We start from the raw sequence: 23,264 nt of genomic DNA, 5'->3' as shown, positions 1-23,264 counted from the left end.
CCATTTGCCGGAAAATCTGAACCCCCTTTCTTCTTCCGGGTCAGGTATCTTCTACATCTGGTATTTTCGGAAATTTAATCTATTATATTCAATTTATCAGTATTTTTCTGAAAACATTGGAAATATTTCGCGCGTACCGAAAAAATTGATAATTTGACAAACTAAACTCTGTTGTTAGTGTAAATCTGTTTACTTTTACAAATTGTAAATATTATACTGTTGATTTATATGCTGTAATGATCCATATTAGTGTGTTACCCCTTCCTTACCGATGGAGTACACGAAGTGTGAAATTATGCAGCGCAGAACAAACACAACACGAAAACATGATGCGGTATCGCCGGTCGTGGGGGTGATGCTGATGCTTGTCATCACTATCATTATTGCAGCTGTTGTCAGCATGTATGCCGGGGGTCTTATCAACAGTACTGAAAAAGCTCCGACACTGACAATGGATGTCACCATTAAAAACACCGGATATTATGCTTCCAGCGTTTTTGAAGCCAAAGTCCTGTCGGTCAGTGAACCGATCGCAACCAAAGATCTGAAACTTGTTACCAGCTGGACCGTAACCAACAAGACGGTTGTCGGCACTCATGCAAGAAGTGGTGCTGACATCATTGACGGAAATCTCACTGTCGGCGGTGCAGCCGTTACCTCCGCAGGTAACGTTTTTGGATGGACGTCCGGCGGCGGATTTGAAGGAATGACAGCCCCTTGGGGGTACGGCAATGGTATACAGGCACCGAACTCGGGAAAACCGAACAACAAACAGCAGCAGTTTGGTAACTATACCCTCCTCGGCGGTACTGTCATGACGGCATGGCCGGCCGGACAAAGTGGCGGATTCGTTACCACTACCGGTGGTGACGGTTACGGTACTACAAAGCAGTATTACTACTCTGGTGCATGGACCTACTCTGAGAACAGCAAGGTTGACGGCATGCAGGCAGTTCTCGGTAAAAACTGGGAGTATCTGCGTACCGGTGATACGGTAAACGTGAAACTGATCCACATGCCAAGTGGTCAGACAATTTATGAAAAGAATGTGGTGGTGAGCTAACATGAAAACAGAAAAAAAATCCAGTGATGCTGTGTCACCGGTCGTCGGTGTCATGCTGATGCTCGTGGTTACGATCATCATTGCCGCACTGGTGAGCAGCTTCGCTTCGGGGCTTGCGGACTCCCAGTCAACCCCGCCCCAACTGGCACTGAAGGGAATCTACAGCCAGTCCGGTGGTCTTACCATCACCCACGCGGGTGGAGATCCGGTAGCTCTTGCTGATGTTGCCTTCATAACCACCCCGTCCGAACTGTTTGGGGCGGATGCCAACAAATTTGCATGGACAGTTGACAAATCGATCATTCTCAACTCGAAGGGCAAATCGATTCTGAATGCAACAAGCGGATTCTACACAACTGCGGCTCTTGTATCCGGAGACTCTCTGCATGTTGCCCATGAAAACTGTGTGGACTACAGTACAACTGCCGGCTGGCAGGGTCCAAGTCCGGGAGTCAATGCCAACGCACAGATTCTCTGGACAGGAGGTGGAAAGTCCGAGTATTTCGGGTCATATGCATTCTGCAACCCGGAAAACGTCGGCAAGTACTTCTATCTGGACATGGTCGATCCTGCCGGCAGTATCATTGCACGGGCAAAAGTCACCATCACCGCGTGAGGAAACACAAAAATCTTTTTTTCCTGAAACCGGTCTGATCATGATATCCAATTCCCGACATTCCAACAGCACATCGCCGTTCAGCATCCCGCACGTCATGTTGTTCTCTCACAGAACCACTGATGCCGTTCCGCAGAATCTCTTCCCATCCGGTAAAAAATCTCTATTGCATGCCGAACTGCGATTTACCGTTGGAATCCGGGAGTTCATTACATCTTTTGCTGATGCCGAACTCATCCTATTTTCCGTTATAATAGCAAAACATGTATATGTAACTAAAGTAAAAGTTAGTAACAATCAAAAAATATTGGAATTTGCGAAATCCTGCATTCTGCTTTTTTCGCATAAAATTGCCAGTATTTTGCCTCAATGTCCGCCAGTACATATTCGGAGACCCGGCACATGAACCCAAAAAAGATCCTTATCATCAGCCTGCTTGCCATCCTGCTTTGCAGTATCCTTACCGGATGGGCAGCTGCACGATACACCACCCCGGAAGGAATGAACGCAGGCATCAGCCCGGGAAACACCATCTACATCGGAGAAGGCAATCTGAATTTTTCCGCCCTTGGAACGGCAGGAAAAACCATTACCGGGATCGTACGCTTTGACGGCGACACCCCTCAGAATAAAATCTCCATCGCAAATAACATCGGTTCCGTTCCCGGCAACACCCCGACCGGCTACTACTGTGTTGAATATGACAATACCCCGATGAAAAGCACACCATCCGTATGGGTCGATCAGTTCCTCCCCGGAACAATCTCTGTCATTGCCGCTGACAATCCGTCCGGAACTCCGCTGACCGGAACAAACATCCCCAAAGATCTCGGTGTCATCTTCTACATGACCGGTCAGGGAATCAAATACAGCGAACTTGTCAACTGGTACGACTATGAAATCAGCATGCCGAGCGGCCTCAAACGTTCATCCGTCAAAAATCTGAATGGTGCAATGGTCAGCCTCAACAGCCACGCCGATCCGTCGCAGAAATATCAGGACCTTGCCTTCCGGTTCTCGGATCAGGAGTTTGTCCCGATCATCAACCCCGGTGAGGAGCTTTCCGGAGTTTCCGTCACCTTCAAAATCACCAACATGGGGAATCTCAACGGCCAGTACAGCCCGCGACCGGTAGTTCTCACCTCGGTAAAACCGGCAATATCACTTGACACCTCAAAAATCGAGACCGACAAAGTTGTCACCGTAACCTTGTCGGGCACTGCCGCAACCGAATATCCGCTTGTCATAACCCCCGCCGGGGACAATCGCCCGTACTTCGTGGACGACGGAAAAATCACCATGATCAACAACCAGTCTATCACCGTCACAACCGACGACTCCGGAAAGTACGTCGTCTCCATCAGAATCCCCGACAACGTCATCACCGGCGAGTACACCGTCAGCACCATCTACAGCGTATCGGCACCCTTCACCGTTGCAAAACCGCCGGTCGTAACCCTGTACTTTGACGAACCATCCGCAGATGTTCTGGCCGGAAAGTTTGCCGTCGGTGATCAGATCTACCTTACCGGACGGGTCAGCGGTATTGACATCTGTCCCGTCTACCTCTACATCACCGGCCCGAACCTTCCGGCGAACGGTGTCTCTTTGGAATCTCCGGCTCAGGAAGTTGTTGACGGTGATCCCTCCACCTTCACGGTAACCACCTACAGCTCCAATCTCGGCTACTGGGCGTACTACTGGCAGACGCGGGGATTTGAACCAGGTTCCTACACCATCCACGCAAACCTCAATCCCATCGGTCAGAAGGAAAGCGGAAAACCGGGAGGTGCCGGAACCGGCATTGATGGTGACGTCGCCTTATCGTGGGACTACACCATCAGTGAACAAAGTATCCAGGTGAAATCCTCCGATAAAACCGGGGGCTACTTTGCCAAAGGGGATATCCTGTACTCATGGTGGATTGCCCGCGGCAGTCCGGGCGTCGGCGCCGGTCATCCCGGCGGCGAAGTCCGCTGGTATATGTTCGGCACAAACTTCCGGTATGCAGACCGCGAGGCCAACTTCCCGCTCTATGGAGGAGGAACCACCGACTCCTCAGGTTCGTCCTCATCCAGTTCGTCCGACAACTCCCGCATCGGAAAAGAAGCTCCATGGGGAGAATACGGCTTCACCTACAACCGTACCTTCACCTACGGCCTCTCTCCCGGAACCTACTACCTCGTCTATCAGCATCCGGGACCGAATAACATCTTCGACATCTATGCTGACGGATCTGCGCTGAACGGCGGGACACTTACCACTGTCTCCACAACCTACGGCTCCTCATCCGACTTCACCTACATGCAGGGAAAAGCCGCCGCCGATGCCCTCACCAAAATGTTTGAAGATCCCAAATCCGACGATCTCTACGTCATGACCCAGTTCATCGTTGAAGACCCCTGGATCACCTTTGACGCGTTGGGAACTGTTGCGGTCGGCGACAAACTCAAAATCTCCGGAAAAACCAATCTTGCAACATTCGACAAAACCGCGGATAAAACCGAGACCAAAGACACCCTCTGGCTTACCATCAGTCGTATGGATATGAACACGGTTGCAGACACCAGCACTGCCATGAAAATCCCGGTGGACACCACGACCCCGTCTTCTCCGATCCCGTTCCGCGGCTACCGTACGTTTAGCTACGACGAGATTGATACCAGCAGCTGGTATCCCGGAACCTATGAAGTCACCATCACCTGCAAAGACGTCAATTTCAAACAAAGCTACAGTTTTGAACTTCTCACTCCGGATGCGAAAGCCTCTGCCACAACTGCCGTCCCGACCCGTGACCCGGCGTTATCGGATGACCCCTACGCCACCACACCGGCAACCCCGTTGAAAACACCTACACCAACGTCTGCCGCATGGACACCGGTACCCACCCTCACCACTGCTCCCGGTTTCGGTGTTGGAATTGCCATTCTCGGACTTGTCCTGAGTACCATTGCAATCCGTGTCCGGAGGCGGTAGATCGATGGCATTTAAACTTGATAAAAATACCTTCAAGTGGATAATGATCGCCATGGTTGCTGTGATCGTCGTTATGGTGGGTCTTCTCGTGTTCCATGCAGCCGGTGGTTTTTCTTTTCTTCAGCCGGAACCAACACCGACTCCGCCGCCCGGAGGAACGACCGAGGAGGAGATCGGGCCATGGGGAGACAAATCCTACACATGGGAGTACAACGGAGTAAGCCACACACTAAACCTGTACATCTCCAAAGAAATCTATCAGAGATACCAGCATGGTATCAGCGGGACGCTTCTCCCGGAAAATCTTACAGACTATATCATCACTGCCGGAGACGGCGGGGTTGTCGCCGACACTGCGGGTCAGATAAAGCGCATAATCACGCAGCAGGGATACACCGATGATGCTGACATTGCCGGTCTTGCCCTCGCCTTCTCTCAGTCAATCCCGTATCAGACTGATGCGGAAACCGGTCATTCATCCGCATATCCGCGGACACCTGCAGTCCTGCTTGCGGAACAGATAGGTGATTCTACCGATCATGCAGTTCTTGCCGCCGCGATACTGAAGGAACTTGGATACGGGTGTGCCCTTCTCTATTATCCGCCGACCTATGATCGCCTCACTATCATTCCTGATGCAACAGCTTTAGGGCTTATCAGTGACGACGACAGCGATCGTCCTGTTTATACCGCAGCTCTTGCGAACACCAGTACAACCCTGCCGGTCGCTCCCTTCTGGGTTGTGGACACCAACACCAAAGGCGTTCCGGTTGCGGCTTACAATGGCATAACGCCGGAAATTTTTACCGAAGAATCCTTCTGGACCGGCAAACACTATACACCAACCGATGGAAAATATCCTGCCCTCAGCCTCACGGACACGCTCCTTCTTAAAGAATCCAACAATCTCACCTTCTCACCACGCGACTGGCAGCAGGAGGTCGCCGACTACTACGCGGACAGCTGGTATCCCAGCGGAATTGGATGGAGTATGCAGGACAAATGGCAGCTTTATCAGCAGTTTGTCACCTTTGAGGACGTTCCGGCAACACTGTACACCCCATGGGGTACTGCTGTTCACAATGCCACCGTTCCCTGGCGGATAGTGTATCAGATTACCGGGATGGATGATGACGCACAAAAGGACATGACCCCGTACAGTGATGTACGCATTGCCCTCTACTCCTACAACGAACAAACCGGTACTGCGGATCTGATCAAGGTTTTCGGATGGCAGGGCCTCTATGGTGCCGACAAGTACCAGACTGTCGGTCCCTTCTCACCCGGAAGCTATGCTATTGCTGTTTTTGTCAGGAATGCCGGTGTTGACATAACGCTTCAGTATCATGGAAAAGACGGTACGTCCGCATATACCGGAGGAATCTGATGAAACTGACGATGCCGGGGTTTCCAACAAAAAAACAGTCTGCAGAGAATCCCGCAGTGGAAAAAAACACTTCCGGTCGCAGTCTTCGAACCATGTTCTTCCATGACAAAAAAGGATCCGGTTCCTCGGAAAAAAAATTCACCGTACTGGATCTTCGAGAGCTCTTTTCGTTTGAAAAGGAAGAGCAGTCCCGTGAAGAGCAGGAAGAAAAAACTGCAAAAAGATTTTCCATAGCAAATCTTTTTGAAAAAAAATCCGCAGAGAAAAAAATCGTCTTTGAAGAACCGCCTCGGATTCTTGAACTCCCGCCATTTGAAACCGAGTACGAAGTACTTGATCGTTACTGGCTGACGCCTCCGTACGCCTACACCAATATCTATCGTGACGAAGTCTCCCACATCCATTACCATATCATCGAACCGAAGATCTCTGAAAAGGAACTCGTCGTGCTCGAAGAAACCTTCGAACATCTGCGATCGATGCTTGTCTACGACACGGTGCGCAAACGCGGTGAGTTCGGCCTTGACCCTGCTATGCTCCGTGAAACTATCACCACCTTTGATCCCAGGATGCCGGCTGACCGTGTCGGTGTTCTCATCTACTATCTCAACCGTAACTTCCTCGGTTACAGCAGACTCGATCCCCTCATGCACGACGAAAAGATCGAGGACATCACCTGCAACGGTGCTGACACCCCGATCTTTTTGTATCACCGGCGGTTCGCCAATGTCGAGACTAATTGTGCCTTTGACGCGGTTGAGCTGAACAAGTACGTTCTCAAACTTGCCCAGAAGGCTGATAAACAACTCTCTTTGACAACACCCTTAATCGACGCCGCCCTGCCGGACGGCAGCCGTGCACAGCTGACGTACTCGGACATCATCTCCTCCAAAGGAAGTTCGTTCACCATCCGGAAGTTTAAAGCCGACCCGATGACACCCGCAGACCTGATTGCGTCCAACACTTACAGTGCTGATCTCATGGCGCATATCTGGCTTGCCGTTGAGAACCGCAAAAGCATGATCATTGCGGGAGGAACCGCAAGCGGCAAAACCTCGACGATGAATGCCGCGTCCTTCTTCATTCCCTCGGTCGCCAAGATCGTCTCCATCGAAGACACCCGTGAGATTCAGTTGCCGCATACCAACTGGCTGCCGATGCGGACCCGGGAAAGCGTTGCCAACGTCTCCGGCATGGGCAACATCAGCATGTTTTCGCTCCTGAAAGCGGCCCTCCGGCAGCGTCCCGAGTACATCATCGTTGGAGAAGTCCGTGGTGAGGAAGCCCAGACACTCTTTCAGGCGATGAACACCGGCCATACCACCTACTCAACACTGCACGCAGGCAATGTCAAGGAAACAATCAACCGGTTGACCCACAACCCGATCAATGTTCCAATTGCCATGTTCGGGGCATTAAACCTCATCCTCGTTCAGAGTCTGTTGTACGGCGAAGGGAAAGGATTCCGTCGCTGTCTTTCTCTCAATGAAATTTCGGTCGGGGATGACAGTGTCGGGTGGCAGCCGCTGTTCATGTGGGATCACAAAACCGACCGGTTCGTCAAGGTCTACGAAACCTCCTCGGTTTTTGACAACATCGCATATCAGAACAACTGGTCGCAGGAACAGCTGGAGGAAAAGATTGCCGTCCGCAGACGGGCACTGGAGGAGATGGTCGCGTCCAACAGAACCACACCTGCGGATGTTGAGACAGCAATTCTTGCAACGATAATTTCGGAGCAGAAAGGAGAATGACCGAAGGTACAGACTTCATCGACCGGTTTCTCTTCAACAAACAGATGGCCGGACACCTGCGATCGGCTCACATCACTGTACCGGTTGATCAGTACATGATGCTGACAATTCTTCTGACGGCCCTGTCGGCGCTCCTCATGATGATGGCCGGCGTTCTTCTCTACGTCTTTGACATCAGTATTGATCTCATTTCGTTTCTGCCTCAGTGGCTGACGATGTTTCTTGCCGTCATCCTGATCCCCGCAGGGGTTTTTGTCTGCCTCTATTACTATCCGCAACTGGAGGCACAGGGCAGAAAAACCAAGATCGATATGGACCTGCCGTATGCGATAACCTACATGCAGGCTCTGTCCTCCACGATTACGCTGTATGATATTTTCCGCAGCGTCTATGACGCAGCTGATCTCTACGGCGAAGTTTCCAGGGAGTGCGGTTTAATCGTCCGGGATGTTGAGCTGTTCGGCGAGGATCTGCTGACCGCAATGGAGAACACCATTGCAGTCACTCCCTCGGAGAACTTCCGTGAACTCTTAAACGATCTCACGCTCGTGTACCGGTCAGGCGGCAACCTCACCAACTTCTTCAATGCAAAGTCCGAGTCGTACCGTGAACTTGCCCGGCAGGAACTGGAGGCTCTCCTCCAGTTCCTGGAGATGATTGCAGAAATTTACGTCACCGCATTTGTTGCGGGGCCGATTGCGATTATCATCATGCTGGTTGCCCAGAACCTTTCCGGTCAGAGTCAGATGGAAGGTATCATGCCGCTGATGTACATCGGTTTGCCGCTTGGGGCAGTTGTTCTTATCGTTATTCTCTACATCCTTCTTCCTCCGGACAATCTCGACATCGCCCGTCGGGAGATCCGTGACAACGAGTACGGATCAGAACTTCTTGAGTTCAGTACGGAGATTGAACCGGATGCCGCATTCATCAAACAGCTCAACAGCCGTAAGCAGGCTCTCCGAATGCTTGACATTATCCGGCATCCGATCAAATTTTTCATCTCCGACTACACTGTCGGTCTTCTGGTCGGGTGCATTTTTGCGGTTTTCGTCTTCCTCTCCTATATGCTCGGATCGTTTGTTGTGATCTTCCCGACATTTACGTTTCAGGCCCTCATCTGTGTGATGGCGATCGCTGCGATGTTTCCGTTGATGCTGGCATATGAGATCCGCCGCCGGTACGTGAACAAGGTTGAAACCCAGCTCCCGGAGTTTCTCCGGGAGATTGCAGACATGCGCGATATCGGCATGACACTGCAGGGTGCAATCTTCATGATCTCCGGCAACAAAACGGGCGTTCTCTCTTCCGAGATCAAAGTTGTCTCTGAAGAACTCCGCTACGGTTCCTCACTTTCAGGAGCACTTGTCCGGATGGAGGAGCGTATCGGTCTTGTGTCAGTGAAGCGTGCCATTTCGCTTCTGGTCAAGGCAAGTGAGGTGACCGACTACATCCGCGAGATCTTAACGATTGCCATCGCCGATCTGGAACATTATCTGAAGATGAAGTCAAAGAGGCTGAATGTTTCATTCGTGTATCTGGCGGTGATTTATCTGTCGTTCGGTATCTATCTCTACTCGGCGTATCAGATGAACGTCGCGTTTATCTCCAGTTTTTCAGCGTACGATATTACGTTTGATCTGACGTCGAACAAAACCGACATGTTCCACATCGGTATTATCCTCGCCTTCTTCTCCGGTATCATGGCCGGACAGCTTTCGGCGAACAGTATTCTCTGCGGTCTGAAGCATTCGATCCTTCTTCTTTCTGCAACAATTGTGATGTTTATCTTTATCATCTGAGGAAAAATTATGAACTACGATACATCTGACAGTGCCATCACCTCGGTTGTGGGGGAGATGCTGATTCTGGTTCTGGTGATCATTTTAGTGTCGCTGTTTGCAACATCCGCATTCAGTCTTCTGCCGGGAGATCGGGAGACGGTGACAACTGTTTCAATGGAGAGCAACACAACCCATCTGATCTTTTGGCACAAGGGAGGCGACTGGGTGGAAGTAAAAGATCTGACGATCACGGCGACTCCGAAATCCGGGGGTGAGAAACTTTCTCTCGAACCATGCAGCGTGTCCGATTATACAGGAAATACCACCGCTGTGTTTGATCTCGGCGGGAGTGTTGCGGTGAAAACAGACAAATTCACGTCCGGGACCACGTATGAGATTCGTGTTGCAACCCCGCGGAATGTCATTTATCCAGGAGAGTACACAAAATGAAATCCGGTACTGATGAGGCTGTATCAACCGTAATTGCCCTGATGCTGGTTTTAGCCATTCTTGCAACCTGCATTGCGATCTATTCGGCAACCTACGTTCCCGGACTGAAGCAGCAGTCCGAGATTCTGCACAGTGGTGAGGTTCAGTATGCATTTCTCCGGTTGTCCTCTGATGTTGACAACCTCTACAGTCTCGGGAAATCCGGACAGTTTTCCGAACCGGTGCCGCTTGGCGGCGGAGATATTCTCCTGAGTCCGGTGAAGTCCAGCGGAACGATTGAACTGGAAAAAAATCAGATTGGAACTATATCTGTTATCAATAATGATGGCGGAACGTTTTCTTTGCTGATAAACACGACCAATATCACCTATACCCCGTCGTACTCGTCGTGGGAACTGCAGGGCTATTCATACCGGAGTGGTGTTGTCTGGATTACGAAAGGGGCAAAAGAGACACCTGCGGATATATCGCTGTACACAGTGAGGGAAGGTCTCGTACAGGAGAATAATACCAGGAATCAATGGCTGAAGAAGGCGAAGACAGTTATTCCGGAGGGAAACGGGAACTACACGATGCAGATTATATCGATGACTCCGGTAGACGGGAAAAATTTCGTGACCGGTACCGGCACGGCAAAAATCCGACTGAACGCTACAGAGATCACGGAATACTACGAAAATGTAACCTCGATCACTTCTGTTTCCGAAGATGTACCCTACCCGATAAATCTCACTGTCCGTATCCTGTCAATTGGGGTGAGTGTTGAATGACCCGTGATTCTGCTGTATCTCCTGTTGTGGGTGCTATGCTGCTTTTGACGCTCGTCATCATATTTACGGCTGTTCTCGCTGCCTATGCCGGCGGTCTTGCCCAGACACCGAAATCTGCTCCGTCTGTTGACATTACCGCATACAGCTCAGGCAGCGGAGGAAACTTCTCGTTGATCTTTGAACACCGTGGCGGTGATGCACTTGCGCCTGCTGATTGCAAAATTACCACGTTCGTTGATTCGCACGAGGGTTCTTTCCGGGCTGTGGATCTTGTCAAAGACAGCAGCAGCTGGCGTGCGGGAGAAAGCATCAGTACAATGAACCGGGCAGGCACCGCCTCTCTTCTGAAGATCTTAGAAATCGATCTTATACAGTACTGCAAAACATCCACTCCGATAGAGATTCGCATCTATCATCTTCCGACTAACTCGATTCTCTTTAAAGACACCATTCTTCTGGAGGAAAAACCATGACAAAATCTGATTCTGCTGTCTCCGAGGTCGTTGGCGTTCTGTTGCTGCTGACGATCACCCTTATTCTGGTCAGTCTTGTTGCGGTTGCCATGAACAGTGCCGTCAGCACCACAGACAAGCCGGTGAGTGCAACCATTGTCGGCAGTATTGATAAAGACAAAAACTACATTACCTTTGAAAACATTGCCGGTGATTCATTTGTTCTCGATCAGATTGAGGTCCGCCTCGGAATCCGTGAACGTCCTGCAGACTACACGACTGTCAGGAATTCGGGAGAATCCCGATTGTTGAACAGCTATTCAAACGAATCTGTTGTCGGACTCGGCGACAGATTTTATATTGCTCTGCAGAACACCGCAGGAGGATTTTCCCTGATGTTGCCGGACTCCTCCGTATTTCCCATGTCATCGAAGGAACACCTGACCTACCGCATCTATGATCGGAGAACCAGCACCCCGGTTTCTTCCGGAGAGATCGCAATCCCGTAAATCATATGAGTTGATCCCATGAAACAAGAACCAGTACCCAGCCAATCCCGTCGAATGAATTGCCTCGTCTCGATCTCAGCACTACTGATCCTTCTTTGTGTCTGCATCGGAGGGGCGGCAGCAGCAGATCAGTGGACGCCGGTTACCATCACTGATGACTTCGGCTTTGTCTCTGTCATCTCCTCGGAGCCGCAGAGAATTGTCTCCCTTGCACCATCCAACACGGAAATTCTTTTTGCCCTTGGTCTTGGCAGTAAAGTTGTCGGGGTGACCGAGTACTGCAACTATCCCGCCGAAGCTCAGACCAAATCCCTTGTCGGCGGAATGTCAACGGTGAATGTTGAAAAAGTCGTTGCTCTTGATCCGGATATTATTTTCGGCAATACGATGAACGGGAAGGACAACGTCAATCATCTCCGTCAGCTTGGGTATACCGTGATCTGTCTGAATCCTGATAGTGTGGAAGGAACATTCAGTGCTATTCGCCGTGTCGGCACCGCCACAGGCACATCTGCTGAGGCCGGCACTCTCATTGATTCAATGCAGAGAAGAATTGACAACGTTACGGAAAAGATCAAAGGCATGGAAACGTATACGCCGACCGTTGTCCATCTGCTGAGTACCGATCCGTACTGGGTTTCCGGAAACTCCACATTTCAGGACACGCTGATTACCCTTGCAGGCGGCAAAAATGCATTCGCTGATGTTGAAGGATGGGGAGTTGTGACGCTGGAACGCATGATCACTACCAATCCGGATATAATTCTTGTCAGCTCCGGTTCCGGCATGGGTGAGGATGGCGAGGATCTTCTGAAACGCACGTTAGTGACGGATCCCCGGCTTTCGAAACTCTCTGCGGTACAGCAGGAACGCGTCTCTGTCATGAACGGTGACACCTTCAACCGTGGCGGTCCGCGTATTGTTGATGCCCTTGAGGATCTTGCGGCAGTTCTGTATCCCGATCTCTTTCATGTAACCCCAACAGCAACCGCAATTCCGAAAGCCTCCGGTTTCGCTTTTCCTCTTCTTCTGATTGGTGTGATTCTCGGGCTTGTGATGTTTGGAAAAAAGATCTAAAAATTATTTATTTTTGGCTATTCGGGATCACGCGTTCATCATTTCTCTGTAAAGCATCTTTGCAATCGTATTTGTTGCGTTTTGTGCCCGCAGAAGGGAAAATTCTGCGTTCTCTTTCAACCACATTAAATTGTGTTTGTCATACTCTTCGTAATTTTGGTACCCATAAGCAGTACGATACCAATCCCGAATAGAGTCGGAATTTGAAAGGTCAAGATTCTTCGTAGTGTACGTTCCGAGAGATTTGGTGTATTTGGAGTATTTGTTCCAGTTTTCCGAAATATAATTTTCGTAATTTCTGTGATTTCTGGTGATGACCATGTGCCACTTCCAGCTTTCTGACGAATGATATGGACAGGCTGAATCTGAAATATAGTGCAGGATGCACCCCGCCCATTTTATTTGATCATTTTTTGTTGCTGCATTACGGAACAGCATGTACTTTTCTGCGACTTTGTGCCATCCCCACGGCTTGCGCTTTTCATACTTCTCGCTGGAATCTGCAGGCCAGATATGGCTGCCCCACTCATCATCTACGTATGAGGTATCCGGATACCCGGCGTACCCCATGATCTTCACTGCCGTGTCTTCCGAAAAACCTGCCCTGATACAGGCTTCGTACACCATGGCTTCGTGTTGTCCATGTCCATTATCGTAGATTTTTTCCTTAGACGGGTGCTCACAAAAGTCCTTATCATCGTCACTAAAAGTGTTCCATGCTGATACGGAGGACACACAAAAACACGCACATATCACCAGACACATAATAATGCACGTAGATCTGGTATCAATTCCAGCAAAAGGTCTCCCTCCTGATCTTCCATTTCCATTACCCATATAATCTCTTGAATATCTCGCTGTGTTACATGAAATTTTTCCATGATATTTCGGGAGAGTATATCTCTCACAATAGTTCCACTATCTCTCACTATTGTTTCGAAGGAACGGGAATATTACCATTGAGGTGGGATTGGCATTTCAAAATATTTTACGTCTCTTTACGATCTTATTTCGATTTACTTCTCTGAAGCCGGTTTCTTCCAGCTGACCTTTTGTCCGGTTGCATAAATCCGGTCCATATCAAGTCCCTGGGCGATCCGTTTCGCATGGTCGCCGTCGCGGATCACAAACGAGGAGATGTCATCGACGCCGAAATCGAAAAATGCCGGTGCAAGCGGTGTGGACGGTCCCACAATCACTACATTCTCCGCATTTTCCGCGAGTTTCAGATATCGCGGCAGGGTTTTGTACACAATGCTTGCGCAGGTAATAAACACAAAATCCGCTTCCGGCACAAGATAATCACTCGCAGGTTCCGGATAATCGTCTGCCCCCGGCGGCATTTCGATGATCGACAGATCACATACCGGTGCGAACAACTGCTCCAGATGAGGGAAGTGCCCAATCACACAGACCTTTTTGTTTTTGATCCGGTTCTGGGACATAATAAACGGATCATTTTTCCGATCCTCTGTTATGCGGCTCGCTGCAAGTTCCACACCGCTCGCCGCTGCGACCTCCGGACTGTTGTAGTAGGCATTGATTGCCGCAAGACCGATTGACGACTCCACATAGTTCCAGGACTTCACCGCCTCGGCAAGTTCGCGGAGCGGCATGCCGAGTTTGCGCCGGAACACCTCCGGGCGGCTGTCGCCCGGAATTGTTCCGGCAACACCGCATCCCGTCCCGCTCCTGACATAGGTGGTGTAGCCGCCAAGCAGCAGATCATCAACCGTGTACTCCTCCGGAATCCCGGAAATAACTGCATCATAGATTTCCCACATGGTTTTTCCTCACATAGTATCGGGGGTGATTCTCTCTCCGGTCCGCAGCCGATTGCGGATGGACTGAAGGGTGTTGTCCAGCATCTCAATCTTTGCGAGGCTCTCCCGTTCCTCCGGCGTTGTCTCGATAATTTTGTGCACGCCGCCGTTTTTGATCACCAGCCGCTTTCCGGCCATTAAGGCAAGAAGCGGATCGTGCGTGGAGATGAGAACTATTTTTTCATTTTTTGCAAGCATGCGGACAGCCTGTCTTCGATCAACACCGGCATTCTCGATCTCATCGATCAGAACAATCGGCGACGCACTCATGCAGGCGGTGTCGGCAATCATCAGTGCCCGTGACTGGCCGCCGGAGAGCTGTGTCACTTTGGTCTGGGGCGTGAACTTCTCGCCGGCAAGATCATTTGCAGCAGCGAAACACTCGGTAGCAACCTTCGCAGGATCCGGATGCAGCCGGCTTTTTGCGTGCATCTCCAGAAACTCGCCAACCGACAGATCCATCACGAAGTTCATGTTCTGCGACAGCTGGGCAACGAGTCTGCCGTCCATCGCAAACCGTTCCTCATCTCCAAGCGTTCTGCCGTTGACAAGAACCTGCCGCTTCGTCGGCGTATCCCGCTGGGCGAGGCATTCAATGTCGGCAAGAAGTCTGCTCTTGCCGGACCCGGTTGGTCCGACAATGCTTACGATCTCGCCCGGTCTGATTGAAAGGGTGAACTCCTCGGCATCTCCGGACTTTGTCCGGCCTCCAAGGATAGTAATCTCCTGTACCACAGCGGTCTGTTTCTCTTCGGCGACTGTCTGGAGAAACAGGACAAGCTGATCAAGAACAGTGGTCTTGTCCAGCCCGAAATCGAGAAGCGTATTTTCGTCGGCGTAGTCCAGTGCTTCATGGAGCGGCAGATCGTCCCTGAGATTCTGCAGGTTGTAGTTGATGAAAAAATCCGCAGCAACCGGATGTTCGGTAAGCAGTTCCCGAAGGGTCCGGCCTGCAACACGGTCGTAGAGATCACCGGTCATGGGAACTCCATCTTTCGCAGCATACCGTTCTGATACTCTTCCCCAATCCGTGTTTCTCCGGTACAGTAGGAACAGACGGAGGATGGTGTGGTGAACCGGAGTTTGTATCCGCGCAGACTTGCAACCTCTGCTGCAGACTCTGCATGTTTTCCGAGCATAAACGCTCCCTGTCCGGTAATGCCGTTGATGAAAACGATCTTTGCACCACTGTTGACCTGTCGGATGTTGAACATGAACACCTCGCGTTCCGCCTGGGAAACGATGTCGCCTTTGGTAACCACAACGATATCGGCGAACTTCAGCATCGGTCCGATTTTCCGGGGTGTGTGAACGCCGGACAGGTTGTCAATGACACAGACTGCGAGTATGCCGCGGATGTGCGGGGAGCAGCGGTTGCAGAGGCCGGCGCTCTCGGTGATGAGGATGTCAAATTCTTCCCGCAGGCCCCATCTGACAGCGTCTTCGATGTTGCTGATGAAGAAGTGGTCGGGGCAGAACTTTCCGGCAAACCCGACCTGCACCGGAATGCCGTACTCGGTGTAGCGCTCGCGGTCAAAGGAGGTGAGACAGTCAAACTTGACGACGCCTATCTTCTGATTTTTTTCACGCAGGACGTCCGCAAGCCGCAGGATAACCGATGTTTTTCCTGATGAGGGCGGGCCTGCCACGGTTATCAGTCGCATGGAAAATTTTCCTTAGAGGTATATATTCGGGTCTCTTCCCATAAAAATGTGAGATTACTCCTCCGGAAAATTAACCGAATGTTGTTGATCTATGCGCGAGGGTTTTCCCACAGTTTTTATTTCCTCTTCTGCTGCAGTGTCGTTCATGGTGCGGCAGGATTACTGGAACCTACGGAACTGTTCCAACACATCCACACAATCAGGAAAAGTCGTTGTGTATGATCGGGAAAAAACTATTCTGATCCGGACTGGTTATCCGTCCGGATGTTCTCCTTTAGAAGACGAAGAGAAGGTAGATGATTCCCGCGACAGCAAAACAGACTATCGATCCCGCTCCGGCGATGTCCATGTATATGAATTGCCACAAAAAAGCATCAAAATGTTCTATGGCAACTATTGCTGCATCATAGATCACTGATGTTTTCGTTTTTTATTCGTGAATCATTACCAGCATCATCTTGAACCGGGTCGTCGGGTGCACCGCATGCGGTACGTTTGCCGGCATAATGATCATCTGTCCGGCTTTCAGATGATGCATGACTCCGCCTACCGGAATGTCTGCTTCTCCTTCAAGTACGATCACCAGTGCATCGTACGGCGCGGTGTGTTCGGAAAGTCCTTCGCCTGCTTCAAACGCAAACGCCGTGACCGTTCCCGCCTTTTTATTGATAACCATTCGGGAAACAACCGATCCCGGCTGATACTCCGTGAGCGAAGCAAGATCAACCGGTACTCCGATTAGGGATTTCGGATCATAATTCATACCGAGATATTGATGCAGGAAGAGATAAAACTCTGTTTCGCGTCAGAACCACCGCATCATCACAATCGCATCCTCGCCGTCCTCGTAGTACTCACCGAATATAATCACCCCTTCATACCCGATCTTCTCATAAAACCCTTGGGCTGCTGTGTTGCTTACCCGGACTTCAAGACTGCATGCACTGCATCCGTCCAGAAAGAAATCCCGTTCCAGTTTACGGAGCAACAGTCTGCCGATTCCAAATCCCCGAAGTTCCGGTACCACTGCAATATTGCAGACATGACCGTATTTTTCCTCATCCGTCTCCTCAATGGCTCCTGCGGAAAACCCGACGATCCGTCCGTCCGCCTCTGCGACATAGAATGAGGTGAGAAACACGCCCATCATCTCGATCATCCCTTTATAATCCCAGGGGTCGGAGAAGCACATCAGTTCAATCCGGTAAATTTCCGGAATGTCTTCCAGTGTCGCCTTGCGGATAGTACAGCCGGCGGCTGTCCCGCCGACGCCGTTCACCACTACCATTGTTATTTTAGTATTGTCGCCGAACTATATTATAGGAGTCTCTGAAAATAATGGTCACCATATATCCATTCACCGGCCTCCATCCGTCGGACGCGGCATTTTCGTTTGTTCCGTCCGTCCCGTATGACGTTATCAGTGCGGAGGATGCCGCCGCTGAGATTGCGAAGAACGACAAAACTCTCCTTCGCGTCATCAGAACCGATGCAGAACTGCCGGACATTGATCCGCATGATGACCGCATCTATGAGCGTGCCCGCGAGATGTTTGCGAAGATGAAAGGGAGCGGTCTTCTTGTCTCTGACGACAAACCTGCCTTCTACATCTACCGCATCACGCTCGGCGGTGAGACCTTTACCGGTCTCATCTCCTGTGTGAGTGTTGCGGAGTACAAGGACGACACGATCAAAAAGCACGAACTGACCCGCTACGACAAGGAAGAGGACCGTACCCGTCACATCGATGCTGTCTCGGCGCATACCGGACAGGTGTTCCTGCTCTATAAAGACCCGGGCAGTATTCATGCCTACATCTCCGGTCTTGCAGATGCCATGCAGCCGTTCGGCGAGTACCGGAGTGCGGGCGGCAATCTGCATCAGATCTACCGCGTGAGCGATCCGGCAGAGATTGCAAAGCTGGAGATGATGTTTGCAGAGATTCCCAATCTTTACATTGCCGACGGCCATCATCGCGCCAAGTCCTCGGCAAATGTCTATGATCGCCGGAAGGCGGAGGGCAGATGCACGCCGGATGCCGAGCGGTTTATGAGTGTTCTGTTCGCTCATGACAAGGTGCGGATCTACGGCTATCACCGGCTGGTCCGCGACCTTGCCGGCATGAATGCCGATCAGTTCCTCGGCGATCTCGCTTTGCGGTTCACGGTAACACCAATCAAAAAGGTGGACACGACGAAAAATGTTGTCCCGCCCCTTGCGGACACGGACGGGTCTGTCCACATTATTCACCTGTATCTGGAGAGCCAGTGGTATGAGCTGACACGTCCGGTGGATCCAAAGGCGGATGCGATTGCCCGGCTTGATGTCTCGGTGTTGCAGGAATCGGTGCTGGATGATATGCTCGGCATTATTGATCCCCGCGGCGATCCCCGTATCTCCTTTGTCGGCGGTATTGTTCCGCTCGCAGATGTTGTGAAGGAGGTTGATGCGGGCGAGTACTCGGCGGCGTTCATCATGCAGCCGGTAACGGCCCAGGGTGTCATCGATGTTGCGGACAATGCGATGATTATGCCGCCGAAGTCCACCTGGTTTGAGCCGAAACTTCTCTCCGGCATGGTCATCCACGAAATACACTAATTTTTTTCATTTTTCCGGAGAAGCCCACATTTTATGTAGGATAACAGAGGTATATACTTCTATGAGCTCGCGTGTGTTTCTCTGTTTTTCTGCTTTTCTTCTGATTCTGGTCGTACTGTTTAGTGCCGGCTGTGTCATGCCGCCGGACGACGCGTCCGATTCACCGGTGTATCTCTGGAATCTGGGTGTTGTTTCCAGTATTACAATTCCTTCCGGGGAATCTGTCTCTCTTTCCCCATCTTCTCTTGTGATTGAGGTTGCGGAGGAGTCTCGGCTTCTTTCCGGAACCGTCAGCGGCAGGCAGGCTGCCGGTATGGTTTTTGATAAAGATCAAACATTGTTCGAGATGGATCTCTCCTCCACCGGCTCCCGCCGGCTTCTGATGGGATCGTTTTCCGGAAATGAGAGCTGTGTCATTGATCTCTCCTATGAAAAAGGCAGTCGCGCAATTTCTGCCGTCCATCTTGTGACCCCAGGTTCCGTGGAGAAAACGTGTCCTCTTCTTACCGGTACATGGAACAGTACGTCCGCCCGGCAGATTGGACTGACCGGGGAAGAAAGTCTGCGGGGAACATCTCTAAGTATTTCTAACCAGACCGGCCCGCTGTTCTCCGGCAGTCTGGATCTCGATATTGCAGGAACCATCACACCGCATGCATTTGTGGGCGGCATCTATGCAGTTTCCGGCTCGACAGCATCGGGTTTCGTCATCATGGAGGACGGGGAATTCTGGGATGTGGAGATCGCTGAAGATACGGTTTCTTTCTGGACAACCGGCGTTTCCGAATCAGATACCGGCGATGAAATTGTGTCTGCCATTCGTGAATACGGCAGGGTTGCTGATACCGCTCCGGATCTTTCGGGCTTCTGGTCCGCACCCGGGGAGAAAACAGTTTCAGGCACCGGTCTGCGGACGGTGGTATCCGGCCCCCTGACGATTGCGGTGAACCGAACCTCGGGAAAACTGTTCGCTGGTGCCGGTCTCGGAGGAAAAATTGAAAACAGCGGCAGTGTTGTTTTCGGTACCCGGATTGATGACGACGTATATCTCTATCGCGGATGGATTGAGGAGAAATCCATCCATGCCACGAGACTTTACACCGAGAACGGCGTGAAGTACGCGGCTGCGGCAGTTTACACACAGGATTCTCCTGCGGTGTGATGCCCTTTCTCAATGTTTTTTCGAGCGTGAGTCTGCCCACTCTCTTTATGTGGTATAAATCCCCATACTCCGCCTACGAATTTTTTTCGAGTCGTGATTACAGTCCTCGTTCTGGCGGCTGCGATGCTGTTCTGTGCCGGTTCGATGCCTCCGCCTGCTGAGGAAATTCCGCCGGACGCCGTCCGGGTCGACAGCAACGGAAAAATGCGGAGAAAATCCGAACACACAATGAAACACTGTCTGCGGGTCCGCGAGCATAAACTCTGTGATCAATTTCCCGTTCGAAAAAATTATGCATATCCGGCGGGGTGTTCCTCTTCCCCATCGGAATTTTTGGTCTCTTCACTTTTTTTTGCGCCGTAAAACTTTTCATAAAAGATCGTAAAGTTCTCCTCGCACTTTTTCACGAGACCCGGATCCACATTTTCCCCTGGAATATTTCTTCCAAGCTCTGCTGTCAGAATTTCCACGAGCTGAAAGATCGAGTCCGGCGTCATTTTGATCTGGCTCTCCTTTCCTGAGTAAAGCATCATTTTCATATCAACGATCCAGTACGCATTTTCACCTTCGCGTTTGTAGGTGTTGACATCCACCGTGTGCCAGTCCTCATCCATTGTCCCTGATGACAGTGTGTATGCCTGCTGGACACGGTTTCCGTAGAGAGCGGTCAGATGCTGAATGATCCACACCGCACTCCGGCTCTTTTCCTCTTTTATTGCATACAACAGATCCTCGAAGAATGCCGCGGAGTTCACGTGACACGCTGTCATCACAACCATCGTTGCCGACGGGCCCAAAAGCATCGACATCGCATTTACCATCCGGGGGAACGTTTTGCGGTCGATCGGATCCACCAGATGATACTCAAACACCTCGCGGATCGGATCCAGCAGTGCCGGTGTCTTCTCCAGAATATCGGCGAAGAGTGCAAGATCGTTTAGAAACTGTTCGGGAACAGCCTTGTGCGGATGGTCAGGTTCCTCCGTTGGTTTTTCCTCTGATTCTGCCGGAGTCTCAATTGCGGAAAGCTCGATCTTCTTTTCCATCTGAGGTGCGGGCGCATCTGTGGGGGCCGGAACCATTTCCGTTTCAGCTTTTTTCTTTGTAACCCTCCGTCGTTTCGGAGGAGTTGTTTTTTCCGGCACAGTATCTGCAGGACGGTCCTTATCCTCAGTCATACTAACTCATTTGCACCCGATACACAAAAATCTCACCGGTACGCAGGAGCCTGCAATGAAAGTTTCAAAAAAAGGTTGTACCCGAGAGGGGTGGGTACATGTACAACCCTTAGGACACGGTTAGATGTATGGGTTGCGCAGTGGTTTGAGTGCCTCGTGCTCCGCATGTGCGCGGTGCTCGATGTACTTCTGGTTCTTGGTGATCTTCTCGGTTGCGAGCTTGGTCACGAGTTCCAGACCCGGCTTGACGCCATCCATCGACTCTGCAATGATCCAGCCTGCGTCGACTGCCTTGTTGAAGGCTGCCTCTCCTGCTGCGGAGCGGACGAAGACGGTGGACCATCCGTCAGGAGTTCCGACGGATCCGGTCGAGATATCTGCAAGGTTTGCAACGTAGTCAAGACATACGTGGCATCCCGGCTGCTCGTACTTGTGGGTAACCTTCAGCGGGATCTGTGCGTTCACACCGCGCTCGGTGTACACAGAGAACTTGCCCTTTCCAATGTCCATCTTGGTGACATTGTCGATCTTGGTTGCACAGTGGTCCTCAACCATCTGGTAGAGACCCTGATACGGGAAGTTCTCCATACAGAAGATACCGAGTGCCAGTGCAATCTTGTCCGGCACGTCGCGCATACCGATTGGGTACAGCTGTGCCTTTCTGACTGCCTGAATCTGACAGGGGGTTCCGACGATACCGATCTTGTCAAGACCGTAGCTGCGGGTTGCCTCCTTGATCAGAGCCATGTTCGGAGAGATCGAGTATTTCGTACCACGTGCTGCGAGAAGCTCGTCAACGGTGGTGGCGATCATCGGCTCGGGCTTGTATGCCTCTTCTCCTGGTCCTGCGACGATTGCTCCGTCAATAATGCCTGTCTCGAGTGCGTAGGCAAACATTGCAGTGACGATTCCTCCGTCCTGGGCCTTTGAGAGAATGTCTTCACAGCCGGCTTTGGCTTTGTAGACTGCCTTGTATTGTCCAAGATATTCCATTTTTTTCTCCTCCGGGACCCTCAGGGTTTCATAACCTCTCCAATGAGGTTCGTAATCGATTCATACTGTCCACAGACATCGAAGCTGAAGAAGCTCCGCGGGCACTGTGCATAGCAGGCGCCGCACTTGATACACAGATCACGCTCGACCTGCGGTCTGCCGTACTGCATCGTGATTGCACGGACCGTACAGGCTGCCGCACAGCTGCCGCATCCGCAGCAGAGGCCCTGGTTGATAACTTCAGTCATCAGGTCGCATCCGCATGCCTCGGTTCCTGCTGCTGCAAGGTTCATCAGCGGGGTAAGGTATGCAGTTGCGAGTGCTTTCTGCTCGTCGTTGCCTTTCAGCAACAGGTATGCCATCAGGCACACATTACGGATCTGCTGCGGGGTCGGTGCACATGCGGGGATGTACACATCGACCTTGATCAGGTCGCCGATCGGCAGGAATGCCTCATGCTGGGGCTGGTTCTGCTGGCCACCACGGCAGAAGCGGGTGGTGTTGCCGTAACATGCACAGCCTCCGAGAGCAACAACAATCTTTGCTCTCTCACGGGTTTCCAGAATCTCTTCCATTGAGCACTCGTCGTTTAAACAGACGGAACCCTCGACCAGTGCGACATCCATTTCCGGGATGTGGCGCACATCGGCGAGCGTCAGGCAGTAGACGAGGTCAGCGTATTTGTCAAGGATAGTAAGTAATCCTTCGTAGTTATCTGCAAGGGACACGAGACATCCGGTACATCCGCTCATGTGTACGTGTCCTACAGTAATCTTGTCAGCCACTGGCTTCTCCTCCTTTGGTTTTTGAATAATTGGCTTTTGTTCGACCTTCATGTCAGCCGGCTCTGCCTTAGTAACAGGCGCTTCATGCTTTGCTGACACAGGTTCTTCCTGTTTACTGGCAACAGGCTCCTGTTTACTGGCAACAGGCTTCTCGTCCTGTGTTCCCTCGCTGACATCGCCTTTTCCGAACAGTAAGCTTTTGAATTTATCGAATAATCCCATT

At 51.2% G+C, this 23,264-nt stretch carries 22 protein-coding genes; 13 read left to right on the top strand and 9 right to left on the bottom strand.

The window, feature by feature from the left end:
• Positions 1-295: 295 nt before the first annotated feature.
• The 11 genes from O0S10_RS01195 (at position 296) to O0S10_RS01145 (ending at position 12,838) form a co-directional block, all read left to right on the top strand.
• Positions 296-1,063: a type IV pilin N-terminal domain-containing protein gene (locus tag O0S10_RS01195; protein ID WP_268924059.1), complete on the top strand. Its 768-nt coding sequence runs from the start codon at positions 296-298 to the stop codon at positions 1,061-1,063.
• A 1-nt stretch (position 1,064) separates the two neighbouring features.
• Positions 1,065-1,679 (top strand): type IV pilin N-terminal domain-containing protein, encoded by a 615-nt coding sequence (locus O0S10_RS01190; RefSeq protein ID WP_268924058.1) that lies wholly within the window; start codon positions 1,065-1,067, stop codon positions 1,677-1,679.
• Between the two features lie 402 nt (positions 1,680-2,081).
• On the top strand, positions 2,082-4,655 hold the full coding sequence (locus tag O0S10_RS01185) for a hypothetical protein (protein WP_268924057.1): 2,574 nt from the start codon (positions 2,082-2,084) through the stop codon (positions 4,653-4,655).
• Positions 4,656-4,659: 4 nt separating this feature from the next.
• Positions 4,660-6,042, top strand: a complete 1,383-nt coding sequence (locus O0S10_RS01180; RefSeq protein WP_268924056.1) for a hypothetical protein — start codon at positions 4,660-4,662, stop codon at positions 6,040-6,042.
• Positions 6,042-7,796, top strand: coding sequence for a type II/IV secretion system ATPase subunit (locus O0S10_RS01175; RefSeq protein WP_268924055.1), 1,755 nt, complete (start codon positions 6,042-6,044; stop codon positions 7,794-7,796). The genes O0S10_RS01180 and O0S10_RS01175 overlap by 1 nt, the downstream gene beginning before the upstream one ends.
• Positions 7,793-9,598: a type II secretion system F family protein gene (locus O0S10_RS01170; RefSeq protein WP_268924054.1), complete on the top strand. Its 1,806-nt coding sequence runs from the start codon at positions 7,793-7,795 to the stop codon at positions 9,596-9,598. The genes O0S10_RS01175 and O0S10_RS01170 overlap by 4 nt, the downstream gene beginning before the upstream one ends.
• Positions 9,599-9,607: 9 nt before the next feature.
• Entirely contained in the window at positions 9,608-10,030 is a 423-nt protein-coding gene (locus O0S10_RS01165) for a type IV pilin N-terminal domain-containing protein (protein ID WP_268924053.1), read from the top strand.
• On the top strand, positions 10,027-10,800 hold the full coding sequence (locus O0S10_RS01160) for a hypothetical protein (RefSeq protein ID WP_268924052.1): 774 nt from the start codon (positions 10,027-10,029) through the stop codon (positions 10,798-10,800). The genes O0S10_RS01165 and O0S10_RS01160 overlap by 4 nt, the downstream gene beginning before the upstream one ends.
• Positions 10,797-11,273 carry a type IV pilin N-terminal domain-containing protein gene (locus O0S10_RS01155; protein WP_268924051.1) on the top strand — a complete coding sequence of 159 codons (477 nt, stop codon included), beginning with the start codon at positions 10,797-10,799 and terminating at the stop codon, positions 11,271-11,273. The genes O0S10_RS01160 and O0S10_RS01155 overlap by 4 nt, the downstream gene beginning before the upstream one ends.
• Positions 11,270-11,761, top strand: coding sequence for a type IV pilin domain-containing protein (locus tag O0S10_RS01150; protein WP_268924050.1), 492 nt, complete (start codon positions 11,270-11,272; stop codon positions 11,759-11,761). The genes O0S10_RS01155 and O0S10_RS01150 overlap by 4 nt, the downstream gene beginning before the upstream one ends.
• A 54-nt stretch (positions 11,762-11,815) precedes the next feature.
• The gene (locus tag O0S10_RS01145; RefSeq protein ID WP_268924049.1) at positions 11,816-12,838 is read left to right on the top strand and encodes an ABC transporter substrate-binding protein; all 1,023 of its coding nucleotides are present in this window, start codon (positions 11,816-11,818) and stop codon (positions 12,836-12,838) included.
• A gap of 27 nt (positions 12,839-12,865) precedes the next feature.
• On the opposite strand, the gene O0S10_RS01140 is transcribed toward O0S10_RS01145, so the two are convergent.
• The 6 genes from O0S10_RS01140 to rimI all read right to left on the bottom strand — a co-directional run bounded on the left by O0S10_RS01140 (position 12,866) and on the right by rimI (position 17,613).
• On the bottom strand, positions 12,866-13,573 hold the full coding sequence (locus O0S10_RS01140; RefSeq protein ID WP_268924048.1) for a phospholipase C/P1 nuclease family protein: 708 nt from the start codon (positions 13,571-13,573) through the stop codon (positions 12,866-12,868).
• Positions 13,574-13,854: 281 nt separating this feature from the next.
• Positions 13,855-14,622 (bottom strand): DUF364 domain-containing protein, encoded by a 768-nt coding sequence (locus tag O0S10_RS01135; RefSeq protein ID WP_268924047.1) that lies wholly within the window; start codon positions 14,620-14,622, stop codon positions 13,855-13,857.
• 9 nt (positions 14,623-14,631) lie between these two features.
• Complete coding sequence (locus tag O0S10_RS01130; RefSeq protein WP_268924046.1) at positions 14,632-15,642, bottom strand: ATP-binding cassette domain-containing protein; 1,011 nt, start codon at positions 15,640-15,642, stop codon at positions 14,632-14,634.
• Positions 15,639-16,325, bottom strand: a complete 687-nt coding sequence (locus tag O0S10_RS01125) for a GTP-binding protein (protein ID WP_268924045.1) — start codon at positions 16,323-16,325, stop codon at positions 15,639-15,641. Before O0S10_RS01125 ends, O0S10_RS01130 begins: the two co-directional genes overlap by 4 nt.
• Positions 16,326-16,755: 430 nt before the next feature.
• Positions 16,756-17,088 carry a cupin domain-containing protein gene (locus tag O0S10_RS01120; RefSeq protein WP_268924044.1) on the bottom strand — a complete coding sequence of 111 codons (333 nt, stop codon included), beginning with the start codon at positions 17,086-17,088 and terminating at the stop codon, positions 16,756-16,758.
• 42 nt (positions 17,089-17,130) lie between these two features.
• Complete coding sequence (rimI, locus tag O0S10_RS01115; protein ID WP_268924043.1) at positions 17,131-17,613, bottom strand: ribosomal protein S18-alanine N-acetyltransferase; 483 nt, start codon at positions 17,611-17,613, stop codon at positions 17,131-17,133.
• A gap of 50 nt (positions 17,614-17,663) precedes the next feature.
• Here rimI and O0S10_RS01110 point away from each other — a divergent pair, with 50 nt between their 5' ends.
• Both O0S10_RS01110 and O0S10_RS01105 read left to right on the top strand, forming a co-directional pair.
• Entirely contained in the window at positions 17,664-18,923 is a 1,260-nt protein-coding gene (locus O0S10_RS01110; protein ID WP_268924042.1) for a DUF1015 domain-containing protein, read from the top strand.
• 61 nt (positions 18,924-18,984) lie between these two features.
• On the top strand, positions 18,985-20,085 hold the full coding sequence (locus O0S10_RS01105) for a hypothetical protein (RefSeq protein WP_268924041.1): 1,101 nt from the start codon (positions 18,985-18,987) through the stop codon (positions 20,083-20,085).
• Positions 20,086-20,375: 290 nt separating this feature from the next.
• Here the strand turns inward: O0S10_RS01105 and O0S10_RS01100 are convergent, their stop codons facing one another.
• The 3 genes from O0S10_RS01100 to frhG all read right to left on the bottom strand — a co-directional run bounded on the left by O0S10_RS01100 (position 20,376) and on the right by frhG (position 23,263).
• Positions 20,376-21,263, bottom strand: a complete 888-nt coding sequence (locus O0S10_RS01100; RefSeq protein ID WP_268924040.1) for a hypothetical protein — start codon at positions 21,261-21,263, stop codon at positions 20,376-20,378.
• A gap of 120 nt (positions 21,264-21,383) precedes the next feature.
• Positions 21,384-22,256, bottom strand: a complete 873-nt coding sequence (gene frhB / locus O0S10_RS01095) for a coenzyme F420 hydrogenase subunit beta (RefSeq protein ID WP_268924039.1) — start codon at positions 22,254-22,256, stop codon at positions 21,384-21,386.
• Between the two features lie 20 nt (positions 22,257-22,276).
• On the bottom strand, positions 22,277-23,263 hold the full coding sequence (frhG, locus tag O0S10_RS01090) for a coenzyme F420 hydrogenase subunit gamma (RefSeq protein WP_268924038.1): 987 nt from the start codon (positions 23,261-23,263) through the stop codon (positions 22,277-22,279).
• Position 23,264: the final 1 nt, after the last annotated feature.

Origin of the sequence: Methanocorpusculum petauri (assembly GCF_026891975.1) — an archaeon.
In the GTDB taxonomy this organism is placed as follows: Archaea; Halobacteriota; Methanomicrobia; order Methanomicrobiales; family Methanocorpusculaceae; genus Methanocorpusculum; species Methanocorpusculum petauri.
The sequence above is the reverse complement of the archived record's forward strand: the minus strand, read 5'-3'. Positions and strand labels throughout refer to the sequence as shown.

What these genes read in the sequence shown, in the direction of transcription:
- O0S10_RS01195 (WP_268924059.1), top strand. Translation starts at nt 296, where the DNA reads ATGCAGCGCAGAACAAACACAACACGAAAACATGATGCGGTATCGCCG.
- O0S10_RS01190 (WP_268924058.1), top strand. Translation starts at nt 1,065, where the DNA reads ATGAAAACAGAAAAAAAATCCAGTGATGCTGTGTCACCGGTCGTCGGT.
- O0S10_RS01185 (WP_268924057.1), top strand. Translation starts at nt 2,082, where the DNA reads ATGAACCCAAAAAAGATCCTTATCATCAGCCTGCTTGCCATCCTGCTT.
- O0S10_RS01180 (WP_268924056.1), top strand. Translation starts at nt 4,660, where the DNA reads ATGGCATTTAAACTTGATAAAAATACCTTCAAGTGGATAATGATCGCC.
- O0S10_RS01175 (WP_268924055.1), top strand. Translation starts at nt 6,042, where the DNA reads ATGAAACTGACGATGCCGGGGTTTCCAACAAAAAAACAGTCTGCAGAG.
- O0S10_RS01170 (WP_268924054.1), top strand. Translation starts at nt 7,793, where the DNA reads ATGACCGAAGGTACAGACTTCATCGACCGGTTTCTCTTCAACAAACAG.
- O0S10_RS01165 (WP_268924053.1), top strand. Translation starts at nt 9,608, where the DNA reads ATGAACTACGATACATCTGACAGTGCCATCACCTCGGTTGTGGGGGAG.
- O0S10_RS01160 (WP_268924052.1), top strand. Translation starts at nt 10,027, where the DNA reads ATGAAATCCGGTACTGATGAGGCTGTATCAACCGTAATTGCCCTGATG.
- O0S10_RS01155 (WP_268924051.1), top strand. Translation starts at nt 10,797, where the DNA reads ATGACCCGTGATTCTGCTGTATCTCCTGTTGTGGGTGCTATGCTGCTT.
- O0S10_RS01150 (WP_268924050.1), top strand. Translation starts at nt 11,270, where the DNA reads ATGACAAAATCTGATTCTGCTGTCTCCGAGGTCGTTGGCGTTCTGTTG.
- O0S10_RS01145 (WP_268924049.1), top strand. Translation starts at nt 11,816, where the DNA reads ATGAATTGCCTCGTCTCGATCTCAGCACTACTGATCCTTCTTTGTGTC.
- O0S10_RS01135 (WP_268924047.1), bottom strand. Translation starts at nt 14,622, where the DNA reads ATGTGGGAAATCTATGATGCAGTTATTTCCGGGATTCCGGAGGAGTAC.
- O0S10_RS01130 (WP_268924046.1), bottom strand. Translation starts at nt 15,642, where the DNA reads ATGACCGGTGATCTCTACGACCGTGTTGCAGGCCGGACCCTTCGGGAA.
- O0S10_RS01125 (WP_268924045.1), bottom strand. Translation starts at nt 16,325, where the DNA reads ATGCGACTGATAACCGTGGCAGGCCCGCCCTCATCAGGAAAAACATCG.
- O0S10_RS01120 (WP_268924044.1), bottom strand. Translation starts at nt 17,088, where the DNA reads ATGAATTATGATCCGAAATCCCTAATCGGAGTACCGGTTGATCTTGCT.
- rimI (WP_268924043.1), bottom strand. Translation starts at nt 17,613, where the DNA reads ATGGTAGTGGTGAACGGCGTCGGCGGGACAGCCGCCGGCTGTACTATC.
- O0S10_RS01110 (WP_268924042.1), top strand. Translation starts at nt 17,664, where the DNA reads ATGGTCACCATATATCCATTCACCGGCCTCCATCCGTCGGACGCGGCA.
- O0S10_RS01105 (WP_268924041.1), top strand. Translation starts at nt 18,985, where the DNA reads ATGAGCTCGCGTGTGTTTCTCTGTTTTTCTGCTTTTCTTCTGATTCTG.
- O0S10_RS01100 (WP_268924040.1), bottom strand. Translation starts at nt 21,263, where the DNA reads ATGACTGAGGATAAGGACCGTCCTGCAGATACTGTGCCGGAAAAAACA.
- frhB (WP_268924039.1), bottom strand. Translation starts at nt 22,256, where the DNA reads ATGGAATATCTTGGACAATACAAGGCAGTCTACAAAGCCAAAGCCGGC.
- frhG (WP_268924038.1), bottom strand. Translation starts at nt 23,263, where the DNA reads ATGGGATTATTCGATAAATTCAAAAGCTTACTGTTCGGAAAAGGCGAT.